At 64.7% G+C, this 13,195-nt stretch carries 15 protein-coding genes; 6 read left to right on the top strand and 9 right to left on the bottom strand.

Annotation, left to right across the window (positions count from 1 at the left end; all coding sequences use genetic code 11):
- The first annotated feature begins 194 nt into the window (after positions 1-194).
- Both ssuD and IB261_RS14995 read left to right on the top strand, forming a co-directional pair.
- Entirely contained in the window at positions 195-1,337 is a 1,143-nt protein-coding gene (ssuD, locus tag IB261_RS15000) for an FMNH2-dependent alkanesulfonate monooxygenase (protein WP_192223424.1), read from the top strand.
- Positions 1,338-1,447: 110 nt separating this feature from the next.
- Positions 1,448-1,678 (top strand): hypothetical protein, encoded by a 231-nt coding sequence (locus tag IB261_RS14995; protein WP_081519892.1) that lies wholly within the window; start codon positions 1,448-1,450, stop codon positions 1,676-1,678.
- Here IB261_RS14995 and IB261_RS14990 read toward each other — a convergent pair.
- Together IB261_RS14990 and IB261_RS14985 are read right to left on the bottom strand one after the other, a co-directional pair.
- Positions 1,675-1,920: a hypothetical protein gene (locus IB261_RS14990; protein ID WP_081519891.1), complete on the bottom strand. Its 246-nt coding sequence runs from the start codon at positions 1,918-1,920 to the stop codon at positions 1,675-1,677. The two genes, IB261_RS14995 and IB261_RS14990, sit on opposite strands and share 4 nt — an antisense overlap.
- Positions 1,921-2,014: 94 nt before the next feature.
- Positions 2,015-2,254 (bottom strand): hypothetical protein, encoded by a 240-nt coding sequence (locus IB261_RS14985; protein ID WP_139791649.1) that lies wholly within the window; start codon positions 2,252-2,254, stop codon positions 2,015-2,017.
- A 185-nt stretch (positions 2,255-2,439) separates the two neighbouring features.
- Between IB261_RS14985 and IB261_RS14980 the strand changes: the two genes are divergently transcribed.
- A complete protein-coding gene (locus tag IB261_RS14980; RefSeq protein ID WP_192223829.1) occupies positions 2,440-2,700 on the top strand; it encodes a hypothetical protein in 261 nt (86 codons plus the stop codon).
- 6 nt (positions 2,701-2,706) lie between these two features.
- Here the strand turns inward: IB261_RS14980 and IB261_RS14975 are convergent, their stop codons facing one another.
- Positions 2,707-2,931 (bottom strand): hypothetical protein, encoded by a 225-nt coding sequence (locus IB261_RS14975; protein WP_081519888.1) that lies wholly within the window; start codon positions 2,929-2,931, stop codon positions 2,707-2,709.
- A gap of 334 nt (positions 2,932-3,265) precedes the next feature.
- On the opposite strand from IB261_RS14975, the gene IB261_RS14970 reads away from it, so the two are divergent.
- Positions 3,266-3,433, top strand: coding sequence for a con-10 family general stress protein (locus tag IB261_RS14970; protein ID WP_081519887.1), 168 nt, complete (start codon positions 3,266-3,268; stop codon positions 3,431-3,433).
- A gap of 111 nt (positions 3,434-3,544) precedes the next feature.
- Here the strand turns inward: IB261_RS14970 and IB261_RS14965 are convergent, their stop codons facing one another.
- From IB261_RS14965 to IB261_RS14945, 5 genes are all read right to left on the bottom strand, one after another.
- Entirely contained in the window at positions 3,545-3,718 is a 174-nt protein-coding gene (locus IB261_RS14965) for a hypothetical protein (protein WP_167523186.1), read from the bottom strand.
- Between the two features lie 65 nt (positions 3,719-3,783).
- Positions 3,784-4,176: a response regulator gene (locus tag IB261_RS14960; protein WP_081519886.1), complete on the bottom strand. Its 393-nt coding sequence runs from the start codon at positions 4,174-4,176 to the stop codon at positions 3,784-3,786.
- A 408-nt stretch (positions 4,177-4,584) separates the two neighbouring features.
- Positions 4,585-5,067 carry a BRO-N domain-containing protein gene (locus tag IB261_RS14955; protein ID WP_081519885.1) on the bottom strand — a complete coding sequence of 161 codons (483 nt, stop codon included), beginning with the start codon at positions 5,065-5,067 and terminating at the stop codon, positions 4,585-4,587.
- A gap of 283 nt (positions 5,068-5,350) precedes the next feature.
- A complete protein-coding gene (locus IB261_RS14950; RefSeq protein WP_192382458.1) occupies positions 5,351-5,620 on the bottom strand; it encodes a hypothetical protein in 270 nt (89 codons plus the stop codon).
- Positions 5,621-5,965: 345 nt separating this feature from the next.
- Complete coding sequence (locus tag IB261_RS14945; protein ID WP_192382457.1) at positions 5,966-8,515, bottom strand: bifunctional diguanylate cyclase/phosphodiesterase; 2,550 nt, start codon at positions 8,513-8,515, stop codon at positions 5,966-5,968.
- A gap of 302 nt (positions 8,516-8,817) precedes the next feature.
- Between IB261_RS14945 and IB261_RS14940 the strand changes: the two genes are divergently transcribed.
- Entirely contained in the window at positions 8,818-9,459 is a 642-nt protein-coding gene (locus IB261_RS14940; protein ID WP_151187071.1) for a phosphoribosyltransferase, read from the top strand.
- A 202-nt stretch (positions 9,460-9,661) separates the two neighbouring features.
- Here the strand turns inward: IB261_RS14940 and IB261_RS14935 are convergent, their stop codons facing one another.
- Positions 9,662-10,702 (bottom strand): LacI family DNA-binding transcriptional regulator, encoded by a 1,041-nt coding sequence (locus IB261_RS14935; RefSeq protein ID WP_192382456.1) that lies wholly within the window; start codon positions 10,700-10,702, stop codon positions 9,662-9,664.
- A gap of 233 nt (positions 10,703-10,935) precedes the next feature.
- On the opposite strand from IB261_RS14935, the gene IB261_RS14930 reads away from it, so the two are divergent.
- Complete coding sequence (locus IB261_RS14930; protein ID WP_192382455.1) at positions 10,936-13,194, top strand: TonB-dependent receptor; 2,259 nt, start codon at positions 10,936-10,938, stop codon at positions 13,192-13,194.
- Position 13,195 lies beyond the last annotated feature (1 nt).

Genomic DNA, 13,195 nt, shown 5'->3' with positions numbered 1-13,195 from the left:
GCGCGAAATCCGCGGCCTCCCGCTCTGGCACAGGCCTTGCTGCCGTGCAATGCCTGCCATGCAGCCGCCCTTTTCTCTTTCTGCCTGACCGAACGTACCGACGACGGCTGCCGGGCCCGAATTCCAATGAAGACTTGCCACGCGTGCACCGACGGGGCGACGCCCCATTTCGACGATGGCAACGAGGACATCCCATGAGTCTCGATATTTTCTGGTTCCTGCCGACTTCCGGCGACACCCGCTACCTGGGCCATTCCAGCAGCGGCCGCCCGGCCACCAACGAATACATGCGGCAGATCGCCGTGGCCGCCGACCAGCTCGGCTATGACGGCCTGCTGATCCCCACCGGCAGCAGCTGTCTCGACCCGTGGGTAACGGCTGCCAGCCTGGTGCCGGTCACCCAGCGCATCAAGCTGCTGGTTGCCCTGCGCACCTCGCTGGGCAACCCCACCGCCTCGGCGCGCCAGGCCGCGACCCTGGACCAGGCCAGCGGTGGTCGCCTGCTGCTCAATGTCGTGCCCGGCGGCGACAGCACCGAACTGGAAGCTGACGGCGTATTCCTTAGCCATGATGAGCGTTACGCCGCTTCCGACGAGTTCCTGACCATCTGGCGCCGTCTGCTGTCAGGTGAAACCGTGGATTTCGCCGGCAAGCACCTGAAGGTCAACGGCGCACAGAATTTCTTCCCGACCGTGCAGAAACCCTACCCACCGCTCTACTTCGGCGGCTCCTCCCCCGCCGCACATGACCTGGCCGCCAAGCACGTGGATGCCTACCTGACCTGGGGCGAGCCGCCTGCCGCCGTGGCCGAGAAGATCGCCGACGTGCGCGAACGCGCGGCGCGCCAGGGGCGTACGGTTCGCTTCGGTGTGCGCCTGCATGTCATCGTTCGCGAGACCAACGAGAAAGCCTGGGCCGCCGCGGACGAACTGATCAGCCACCTGGATGATGCCACCATCGCCGCCGCGCAATCCAACTACGCGAAGATGGATTCGGTCGGTCAGCAGCGCATGGCTGCGCTGCATGGCGGTGATCGCAACAAGCTGGAAGTGGCGCCGAACCTCTGGGCCGGTGTCGGGCTGGTGCGCGGTGGCGCCGGCACGGCGCTGGTGGGTGATCCGCAAACCGTTGCCGAACGCTTGCTGGAGTACGCCGCGCTGGGCGTCGACAGCTTCGTGCTGTCGGGTTATCCGCATCTGGAAGAGGCTTATCGTTTCGCCGAACTGGTGTTCCCGCTGCTGCCCGGCAAGGGCCGCGTGACGGTGGACGGTGTACTTACCGGCGGCGCCTTCGACGTACGTGCCGGGCGCGAGAAAACCACGGAAGCGGCCGCCTGAAGCTCAATCCAGAGCGCTCGGCCGATGGCCGGCATTGCCCCTGAGTGATCAGGGGCTACTCTTGCCCAAGCCCATTCTGCAGGTCGGCTCTGCCAAGGAAGCAGGACGACATGCACTGGCTGATCGAGTATCGATTCAATGGCGAGGACCGCCATCTGTTCATGCGCGCGCGAACTCTCCCTCACATCAAGGCCGTCGCCTTTTCCATCTACGTCCGTGAATTTCCCGAGCAACCCCGTCCGTTGCACGCCACCGCGGAGGTCGAATCGTGGCTGGGCGCCTGCGGCATCACCATCAGCGACGTAAGCCTCGCCGCGCTCAAGTCTGAGGCACTTTCCTAGTCGCCAGCCCCCACCGCTCGAAAGGAAACGTCCTGCACGTTGTGCGCCTCCACATTGCGCCGGATGGTGTGGTAGCGCTTCTGGTAGCCGCGCAGGTCGTGGGTCGGAATATGCAGGTGTCGCGCGACATGGCTCCACGCCCGCGCCTCGCTCATGGACTCGTCTTCGGCCTCGAATTCGAACGCCCGTCCATCTCTCACAAAGCTGACGTGGTACCGCTTTGTCAGGGATTCGTCCTGCATGGCGCCTCCGGGTATCTGGCTGTATTTCAAGCACTGACCGGGCGTCGGCGTGGGCGGTTCAAAGAGAATGGCGACCAGGCCATCGGCATGCGGCTCAGTCCATCACGACCAGGGAGATCGTGCCGCCTTCGGCAGGTGCATGGTGCAGGACGAGGTCGATCCGGTGGGCGGCGTGAAGCAGGGTTTCGGCGTCGTGTTCCAGCAACAACGCGGCCGCCATCAGCGCCGTTGCCGTATCGGGAGTGGCGGCCTTGAGTGCGGCCTCACGCAGCACCTGAACCACGCAGGTCTCGTTGAAAGCCGAGGCCATCAGTACCTTTCGCAGTCGTTCCACGTCAGCCTCCTTCCTTGTCGGTGCGTGCTTGTGGGCGTGCATTGCAGGAATAGCCCGGTTTTATCTTCCCCACCCCGCCAGCCGACGATTGGCGGGGCCTGCAGCTACAGCTATTATTAGTAACGCGTTACCATGGGATCGATCAGATTTCGGTAACGCGTTACCAGCCCTTCAAGAGAGCCAGCATGAAAGACGCCAAGGACAAAGCCACTCGCGACGCCTTCGAAACGCCGCGCAAGGGCCGCCCCCGCAAGGAAGGCGCCATGACCAACGCCGAGAAACAGGCCGCGTATCGCAAGCGCCGGGCGGAGTCCGGTGGCGGTGCAGTGATGCTCAACAACGAGGAAATCTGGCTGATCTGCCATGCACTGGACGGCAAGGTCTGGGAAGCGGACAGCGAGCAGCGGCAGAAGCTCATTGCCCGACTGCGTAAACGAGTCGTCTGAAAATTCCTACATCAACCCGCAGATCAGCTCCATGCCAAGGTCTCTTACCTGTCGGTCGGTGCGCAGCTCATTGCCGTGAATGCCGATCACATTGGTTGGCGGTGTGGAGGTATAGCGGCTCTGCAGGCTGATCAGGTAACGGCCGTCTTCCTGTCGGTCGCAGGTGAAGTCGAACAGCGGATAGCTCCGGTGAAGGAGCTCGGCGACATCGTGACAGCTTGGCGGATTCATGGGGTTCTCCTGCGTTGCTGCGCCTATCCTGCGCCGCTGCGCCGGGAATGGAACCGCGGCCACTGGCCATCACCCGTTTCGCCTATTTCGTCGCCACCGCGCAAAGGTCAACGATTTGAGCGGCTTGAGCCGGGCGCTACGACCATTTTCCGGCTTCGCCAATAAACCAGCCCGGACCGACGGCAAGACTTTACATATAACGATTTTTCGCCGCCGCCATGACGGATCGTTCTGAAAAAGAGTCGAACACCCCTGCGCGATATGTTTCGGATGAAGGGAATGCACGGCATTCGCCTATTCATTTCTCACATACATTGCCCACGGAGTAGTTCCCATGGCCGAACATAGAGGCGGTAAAGGCAACTTTGCAGAAGACCCCCAACGTGCTTCCGAAGCCGGCAGGAAAGGCGGCCAGCACAGTGGCGGCAACTTCAAGAATGATCCGGCGCGCGCATCCGACGCGGGCCGCAAGGGAGGTCAGCGCAGCCACAGCGGCCACTGATCGCCGGGCTGGCGAGGCGTTTCGACGCTCGCCAGCTCGTTGTACATCGCGCAAGTACGAAAACGGCGCCGAAGGATCGGCGCCGTTTTTCATGGAGCGTCAGGCTCCCGATCACTGGGTGCAGAGCACCTCGCTTACCTGGATATCCGAGCGCGAATCGCGCCCGACCGGGCCATGCAGTGCGCGGACGAATTTCTGTGCCTGCTCGCGACTCAGGCTTTCCTGTCGCAACACGGTGCTCATGGACTGGCCATTGCGGCTGTAGCGGATCAGGTATGCATGCATGGTGCTTCTCCTCCCCGGTGAAGGCGGCCGTTCCGCTGATCGGACGGCCTTTGTTGCGCAGGAGTCTAGTTCAGCATCCAGGGTTGCACGGGCGGGCTGAGCAACGTGCGCTGAATGGCACCTTCGAGTTCGTCGAGGTCCGCCGACTTGGGCAGCACAGGGTAAGGCGCGCCCTCCTCGCCCTTCTCTGCCCAGGGCGACAGCACCAGCACGCGCATGCGCGGGCGCAACGGCAGGCAGGCTTCGATCAGTGCGGCACCTGTCAGTGGCCCGGTGAGTTGCTCGTCGATCAGGAACAGATCGATGACCGAGGATGACACCAGGTGCTCGATGGCTTCTTCCTCGCTTAAAGCGCTGAGTACCGCGTGGCCCTGGCCGAGCAGGTGGTCTTCCAGGCGCTGGAGTTGCTCGGGCCTTTCCTCGAGGACCAGCACCATCTTGCTGTCGTGTGTCTGCATGTTGTGCCTCTTCCTTTTCGAGTCAGGCTTCAGAGAGGTTCGTGCAGCAAGTTCCACGCCTGTTTAGCGCTGTCGGCCAGAGGCTCGGCGCAGAGCGGTTTGCACATCAGGTGATCGCACGGCGCCAGTAGCAGAACGCCCGAATGCGCCGATTGTTCGATGCAGAATGCCCGGTCGGGGCGGGGTGAATTCGAAGTCGAGGCACCGCCTGACGGCGATTTCGCGGGCATGGCCCGCTCCTACAGTCGAGGTAGCGGCAGGGGCACCCTGTAGGAGCGGGCCGCGCCCGCGACCCGTGAGCAGGGCTCACGGGGTTGAAGGTAGGAGGAAGGCGCGGGCTTTGTCCGCGGTTCGCGGGCATGGCCCGCTCCTGCAGGGTGTTGCAGGCGCGGGCCATGCAGTGCTGTTTCAGCGCCCTGCCCGCTCCTCGCCCTCCAGCAGGCGCGCGGCGTCGCTCAGGCGCATCCAGACGCCACCCTGCCATTGCAGCATCGCCAGTGAATGGCCCTGGACCTCGCGCTGGAAATGGCGCGGACCGGTGCCGAACTGCTGCTGCGAATCGCGCAGCACGGGCACCACTTCGTTGCTCAACCACTGGCGCAGGTTACGGTTCTCCGGGTGGAAGAAGTACACCAGCAGCAGTGTGTAAAGGCCGCTTTCGCTGACCAGCAGTTCGTCCTCGCGCCCGCCGGCCAGTCGTTCCCGACGGTACTGGTCGGGGTCGAGCTTGCGCGGGACGTGGGCGCTCAAATGGGTATTGGTCAGGCGGGCCAGGTCGCGGGCGACGAACCACGGCTGGCGGTCGAGCATCAGCCCGCGCAAGGTGCGGTCGAAGCGCTGGAAGTTCTGGCAGTGCAGGCCGTTGTCGGCCGGGAAATCAAGGGATTTCATCTTGCGGTCACTCCATGTACAGCTGGATGAGCCGCCACCCGAAAGGGAGGCGGACCGTGCGAGGGTGGAAGCCGGTGGACATCGCCATAGACCGGTCGGGCAATAGCCCGCCTCACACGGTCCGCCATAGACAACCGAGGGCGCACCAACTGGCAAATGCCGGTTGAGCCGTCCTCACTACAGCGCTAGCGATGTCCACAGGCTTCCACACCTGGCCACGGCTGTTCCGTGGCGGAGAGAACGCTAAGCAGCAGGCTTGTAAGACCGCAATGCGGTTGGTGCGTCAGGGGTTTCCGTTCTGTGCCAGGTCAATCTGTCGGATATCAACTGGCTGAAGAAGCGCGGCTCCGACTGGTGCGGCGATTTCCTCGACGATCATCATGCCGCCCGGTGCACGCACCGCGAGGGTGACGGAATTTTCCGTGATGGCCTTCACCTCGATCTCGATGCCCTGGGTCAGCAGCAGGTGGATCAACCGCTCCCCGGCTTCGCCCTGAAGGATGTTGAGGGACAGTACGTCGCCGACCTTGCTTTCGCCCTGATGGATCTGCATGTCGAACTCCTCCGCCGCATGCCGATGAAGTGCGGTGGAGGATGGCGGGATATCGGGTGAGGTGTATGTAGGCTCGTTCTTTTCAGCCGTGGAGAAAGGTCCGTATACGCAAGATCGCCTGTCGGCGATTTCGCGGGCATGGCCTGCTCTTACAAGCGGCGTCGCGGCCGGCTTCGTCACGACGGGGCATATGCCCTCAACCGAAACGGCCTATCGCCACAAGTTGCTTGGCACGACGGGCCAGGCTGTTAGGGTAAGGACACTTCCCAGACTTTCCCCTGGCCCCTTTCCGACGGGGCCTTCTTTTTGCCCTGCCGGTACACGCTGGCTCGGCGCTGGGCTGACCTAACCTGCCGCCACCTGGGTTTTCTCCAGCAGGCGAGCCAGGCATTTCCGGTCCACCGCTTCGCTGAACAGAAAGCCCTGCACTTCGCCACATTGCTCGTCTTCGAGGATGCGCAGCTGATCTTCGGTTTCCACGCCCTCGGCAGTGACTGCCAGGTTCAGCGCCCTGCCCAGGCCGATGATGGCCTGGACGATGGAACGGTCGCGGCCGGTGGTGTCGAGGGTGGCAACGAAGCGGCGGTCGATCTTGATGCTGTCGAACGGGTACGCGCGCAAGTAGCCCAGGGACGAGTAGCCGGTGCCGAAGTCGTCCATGTTCAGCTTCACGCCCAGTTCCTTGAGCGCCTGCATGGTCAGCAGCGCGCACTCCACGTCGCCCAGCATGGTGTTCTCGGTGACCTCCAGTTCCAGCCGCTCGGCGGCCAGTCCCGAGTCCACCAGCGCCCGTTTTACCTGACTGACGATGTCGGCGTGGGTGAACTGGCTGGGCGAGATGTTCACCGACACCAGCATCGAGCCCGGCCAACCGGCCGCCTCGCGGCAAGCCTGCGCGAGCACCCATTCGCCGATATCGATGATCAGGTCGCTCTCCTCGGCCAGCTTGATGAACTCCTCCGGCCCCACCAACCCGCGCGAGGGGTGATTCCAGCGCAGTAGTGCCTCGGCGGAGACGATGGCCAGGTCACCGATGCGGTAGCGTGGCTGGTAGTACAGCTCCAGCTGGCCCTCGCGCAGGGCCTCGCGCAGTTCGGTCTCGCTGCGCTTGCGCGCCTTCAGTTGCAGGTCCATGTGCTCGGAATAGAAGCGCCAGGCGTTGCGTCCGGCGGTCTTGGCTTCGTACATCGCCACGTCCGCGCAGCGCAGCAGGTTCTGGGCGTCGCCCTGGGCATCGCCCGAGAGCACGATGCCAATGCTGGTGCCGATGTGCAGCAGGTTGCCGTTGTACTCGATGGGCTGATTGATGATGGCCACCAGGCGCCGGCAGAAAGCCTCTGCGTCATCGCGCCCCTGGGACTGGCTGTCGACGATGACGAACTCGTCGCCGCCCAGGCGTGCCACCAGGTCCTCGCCGCGGATCGAATCGCGCAGGCGCTCGGCGACTATCTGCAGCACCGCATCGCCGGCCGGGTGGCCGAGCGTGTCGTTGATGGGCTTGAAGCGATCCAGGTCGAGCATCAGCACGGCCAGTTGCTCCTCGCGACCGCTGCCCAGCAGGTCATCCATGAAACTGGCGAGCTTGGCGCGGTTGGGCAGCCCGGTCAGGGCGTCGTGCAGCGACAGGTGCTGGATACGCGCGTGGGCTTCGACCTCGTGGGTGATGTCGGCGCTGGTGCCGCGATAACCGAGCCCGCCCGCACCGGACGCCGTGAACTTGCAGATGCGCCGCAGCCCGTGGGCGTCGCGAAACCCGCAGGTCAGCGTGGTGGAGTGGCCTTCCTGGGGGTTCTTCTCCAGCCAGGCGACCAGGCTCGTCGTGTCGCAGGTGATCAGGTCATCGATCCGCCGCCCGATCCAGTCATCGATGCGGTAGCCGGTCAATGTCTCGAAGCGCGCGGAAAGATAGGTCAGCCGGAAGCTCTCGTCGGTTTCCCATATCCAGTCGGAACTGGCCTCGGCAACAGCCTTGAAGCGCTGTTCACTGGTTTCCAGCGCCTGATTGGTGCTCTTCAGGCTGCGCTGATAGTGATCGACTACCCGCGCGTTGGTCAGCGAAGCGCGGATCAGCCAGACCAGGAAGATGAACACCAGTAGCACCACGGCCGCCCACACGCCGGCCATTCGATGCAGCATGTCGCTGCCGGGCGTGGGGGTGCGCCAGCTGAGTTCGAAACCGGAATCACCCAGGTCGACGGCGCTGCCGTCGCTGACCCGGACATCGTCAGCGCGCACCTGCAGCGCGATCAGGCCGAAATCCCGCGCGATCTTCTGCAGTTTTGCGGGGGTGAGCCGGTCGACGAAGATCATCAACGGGCCGTCCAGCGGCGGGTTGGCTCGTGTGGGGCGAACCAGTGCGGCGGTGGCAATGGCTGGCTGATCGCCCAGGGTCACATAACGCGTTACCACTGCGTCACGCCGCGCCGCCACCGTAGCGGCATCGCGCAGCTCGTCGAGGTTCACCGGCATCTCGCGGGTGCAGTGGCTGCGCGTCGGCTGGCCGTCGCGCATCACGTACTCCTCGCCGGCCTGGTTGAGCACACAGACCATCTCGTACTCGTTGGCGGTGTACAGCAGCGGGCCGACGTTGTCCTCGCGGTAGGCCCAGTCAGCGTTGAGCGGCGGACTGAGGTATCGGTAGGCGTCGTTCCAGAAGGCGTAGGTGCGGATCAGGGATTCCGAGGCGGCGATGCGGTTCTGCAGTGCCTTGCCGGCGTAGAACCGTGTCTGCTCCCGGGCCATCTCATCCTGCAGCGCTGCGATGTGCCCCATTACCGCCCCGCTCACCCCCAGCGCTCCGATCAGGATCAGGATGAACAGCGTCAGATGCCAGGTGACAGTGCGCTGGGCGGATATCTCGCGTGGCGCGGCAAGCCGGGTGACATGGGTATTCATCGGCGTCTCTTCTGGGAGGACTTACCACTAGGAGTGACGGGGCGTGCGGATGTTCAACCTGAGCGCCGGGCGCAGGGAGCCGGCGACCGTTCGCGCGCAATACCTGAACCTTCGATAGGGTTCTAGCTCACAGCCAACAGCAGGCCCGCCCGCGCCCAGCTCGTCCGGGCTGGGCGCGGGCGCAATCGCTTTCCGGCAGGTCGCAGGCGCCAAAAGGTCCGTCTAACCTCCAACCGGAAACGCATCCGCGAGCTGCCCAATCACCCTGGACAAGCTGCTGTGACTCGCGAAAGGAGGTTCAGATGCCCAGTCCGCGCTACACCAACCGCCGCCACGCCGGAATCGCCCTGGCGATGGTCCTGCGCGACATGCCCCTGGTCGCCCCGCTGGTCCTCGCCCTGCCCCGTGGCGGCGTGCCGGTTGCCAAGGAGATCGCCCGCATCCTCGGCGCCCCGCTGGACGTGCTGCTGGTGCGCAAGATCGGCGCGCCGGGCAACGAGGAGTTCGCCCTCGGGGCCATCGTCGATGGCCCCGAGCCGAACTGGGTGGTGGACGAGCAGATGATCGAGCGCTTCGACCCGCCGCCGGAGTGGTTCGAGCAGCAGGTGCTGGAGCAGATCCGCGAGCTGGAGCGCCGCCGCGTGCTCTACCGCGGCGTGAAGGCTCCGGCGCAACTGGAGGATCGCGACCTGATCGTGGTCGACGACGGCCTCGCTACCGGTAGCAGCATGCGCGCCGCGCTCAAGTGCCTGCGTGCGCAGCACCCGCACAAGGTGGTGCTGGCCGTGCCGGTCGGCCCGGCGGAAACCGTGCAGAAGCTGCGTGATGAGGTGGATGCGCTGGTGTGTCTGGATACCCCGTCGCCGTTCCGCGCGGTGGGCGACCATTACCGCGATTTCCACCCACTCAGCGACCAGGAAGTGATCGACCTGCTGGCCAAGTAACGGGCCCCGAGTAGGAGTGAGCGATCCGTGAGAGGGACTCACGGCTTCAATGCTTGCAGGAATACGCGGACTTTGTCAGAGCTTCGCGGGCATGGCCCGTTCCTACAGGTCCAATCGTCTGCCAGACCATTGCCGCGATGCTGGGCAACGTCCGCGATCCGTCAACGGGGCAGACGGTGTCCAGGTACGCCGGGCGCGCACCTCAGGCGCTTTCGCGTTCCAGTACCCGGCAACTGAGCAGGTTCAGCCGCTCCACCGCGCCTTCCAGTGTCACCACGCCAATCGACTGCAACACCCGCAGCGCGGCGATCTCGCCGATCTCGCGGGCCGGCGGTTTGATGGTGGACAGGCTAGGCAGCAGCATCGGCGCGAAGGGGTAGTCGCCAAAACCCAGCACCGCGCAATCCTCGGGAATCTTCAAGCCGGCGCGCTGACCGGCCAGCAGGCCGCCGGCGGCGAGGTTGTCGTTGGCGAAGATGATCGCCTCCGGCCGCTGCGCCCCCCGCGCCATCAGCGCTTCCATGGCCTGCCGCCCGGCTTCGAAGGGCGCGCTTTCGGTGGGCACGAACATCCACGGCTCGCCGCCCAGCTCGCGCAGGGTGTCGGCGTAGCCGTCGCGACGGTCCAGGGCACTGAAGTCACCGGGCGCGCTGTTCTGCACGAAGGCAATGCGTCGATAACCCTTGCCGTGCAGATGGCGCACCGCATACACCCCGACCTGATAATGAGAAAACCCGACCTGGATCGGCGCGCGCTTGGGCTGGTAGTCCCAGACCTCCACCACCGGCATGTCCGCGCCGGCAATCAGCTTCTCGGTGGCGGCGCTGTGGAAGTGGCTGGTGAGCACCAGCGCCGCCGGGTTCCAGCCGAGGAAGGCCCGCACGGCGCTTTCTTCCTTGTCCTCGGAGAAGTAGCTGGAGGCCAGCAGCAACTGGTAGCCGTGGGCGGCCAGGGTGTCGCTGAAGGCCTGGATGGTGTCGGCAAAGATCGGCCCGGAAATGTTCGGCACCACCATCCCCACTACCCTGCCCCGCGCCGAAGCCAGCCCGCCAGCCACCTGGTTGGGCACGTAGCCCAACTCCTCCACCGCCGCGCCGATCCGCTCGCGCAGGTCATCCGACAGCTGCGCCGGCTGGTTGAAATAGCGCGACACGCTGATGGCGGAAACGCCCGCGCGTTCGGCAACCGCGGTCAGCGTTACGCGTCCTGCGCCGCGGCGCTTTCGGGGTGTCTGACTGGCCAAACCGGCACTCCTGCTATGGGTCCTGAACTTATATTTCAGGAATATAAACGTAATTTTTAATTATTTGACGATCTATCTGGCGATTCAGGATACTCGCCGATGTTAGCGCTAACAACACAAACTGTCCGCAACGATCCCAGCCACTCGCACGAGCGAGCGCTCATGACAGTCCCGCAGAAAAAGGCGCCCCGGCAAAGAGAACCGAGGGCGGACCAGGGCACGAAGGAGTGGCTATGCAATCGCAACAACGGGGGACGCTCGGCCGTCCACAATTCACTGGCCGGCGCAGCGCACTGGCGCTGGGCATCGCCAGCGTGATCGGCGCTCTGGCCTGCAGCGTGCAGGCAGCCGAAACCAGCCATGGCGACAACCAGTCCGCCGATGCGGCGCCGACATTGAAAGCCGTGACTGTCACCGCCACCCGCCGCGAAGAGTCGCTGCAGAAGGTGCCGGTGGCCGTCTCGGTGATCGATGGTGAGCAACTGGAACGCGACAACCGCAACAACGTGTCGAGCATCGTCCAGCAGGTACCGACCCTGAACTTCCGCACCGGCGCCTCGAACAAGGACACCTCGCTGTTCGTCCGTGGCGTGGGCACCATCTCCACCTCCCCCGGCGTCGAGCCGAGCGTGTCGACGGTGATCGACGGCGTGGTACTCGGCCGCCCCGGCCAGGCGACCCTGGACCTGCTCGACGTCGAGCGCATCGAAGTGCTGCGCGGCCCGCAGGGCACGCTGTTCGGCAAGAACGCGTCGGCCGGCGTGCTCAACGTGGTCACCCGCGAGGTGCCGGACGAAACCACCGGCTACATCGACTACTCGCATTTTGGCGGCGGCAACGAGAACCGCACCCGCTTCGGTATCGGCGGCACGCTGATCCCCGGCAAGCTCAAGGCCAGCGTCACCACCCTGCTGGGCAGCTACGACGGCAACGTGGACAACGTCTACAACGGCCAGGAAGTAAATGGCTACAACCGCGCCGGCGTGCGCACGAAGTTCGAGATCACCCCGAACGACGACCTCAAGGTCACCCTGATCGCCGACTACATGAAGGGCAACGATGACAGCCCCAGCGGCGTCATCACCAGCACTTCCAGCGCGGCATTCGCCAGTGCCCTGCGCCCGGTGACGGCGGACAGCGACAACCGCAAGATCAACAGCGACTACCGCACCCACGTCGACGACACCAACAAGGGCCTGTCGGCGCAACTGGACTGGAACCTGGGCGACTACACCCTGACCTCCATCAGCGCCTGGCGCGGCTGGGACAACACCCAGTGGCAGGATGGCGATCGTCTTTCCCAGGTCACCGCGAGCATCCCCAGCTCCCACGACAAGGGTGAGCTGAACTACGACCAGTATTCCCAGGAACTGCGCCTGGCCTCGCCCAAAGGCGAGTTCCTCGAATACGTCGGCGGCCTGTACTACATGCACGCCGTGGACGACGAGACCTACCGCCGCGTGGTGACCTCTACCACCGCGCAGAACACCGGCGTGGCCGACTACAGCACGCGCAGCGACACTTACGCGGTGTTCGGCGAGAGCACGCTGAACTTCACCGATGACTTCCGTGGCATCGCGGGCCTGCGCTACACCCACGATGATCTGGAATACGACCATCGCCGCCGATCCACTTCGGCCACGGCGGTGACCGGCATCCAGCCGTCCACGTCCAGCTCCGGCTCCACCGATGAAGACGGCTGGTCCGGCCGCCTGGGCCTTCAGTACGACCTCAGCGAGCAGCTCACCAGCTACCTGACCTACTCGCGCGGCTACAAGGGCCCGGCCTACAACGTGTTCTTCAACATGCAGCCGCGCGACACCGAGGCGCTCAAGCCGGAGACCTCCAACTCCTGGGAAGCGGGCCTGAAGGCCACCGCGCTGGACAACCGCCTGACCGCCAACCTCGCGGTGTTCCACACCGTTTACGACAACTACCAGGCGAACTTCTACGACACCGTCGCCGGCCAGGTGGTGACCCGCCTGATCAACGCCGGCAAGGTGAAGACCGAGGGCGCCGAGCTGGACTTCAGCTACCAGGCCACCCGCCAGCTGAAGGTCTCCGGTGCCGTTGCCTACACCAAGGCGCGCATCGACAGCTTCGCCTGCCCGGCCGGTGCGGCCGCTGCCTGCAACGTCGACGGCAAGCCGCTGCCCTTCTCGCCGGACTGGAAGAGCTACGTGCGCGCCGACTACAGCATCCCGCTGGACAACGGCCTGGATGTGGAACTCGGCACGGACTACAGCTGGCAGGACAAGGTGCAGTACGACCTCAGCCAGAACCCCGACACCATCCAGGGCGCCTACGGCCTGTGGGGCGCCAGCATCGCCCTGGCCGACTACAACGACGGCTGGCGCGTCGCCCTGCTGGGCAAGAACCTCACCGACAAGTCCTATTCGCCCCTGCTGGCCACGGGCGGCAGCTACGTCTACCGCATGGTGCCGCGCGACGACGGCCGCTACTTCGGCGTCGAGTTGCGCAAGGATTTCTGAT

Origin of the sequence: Pseudomonas sp. PDM20 (assembly GCF_014852575.3) — a bacterium.
Taxonomy (GTDB): Bacteria; Pseudomonadota; Gammaproteobacteria; order Pseudomonadales; family Pseudomonadaceae; genus Pseudomonas.
This window is presented reverse-complemented; position numbering and strand designations above follow the sequence as displayed.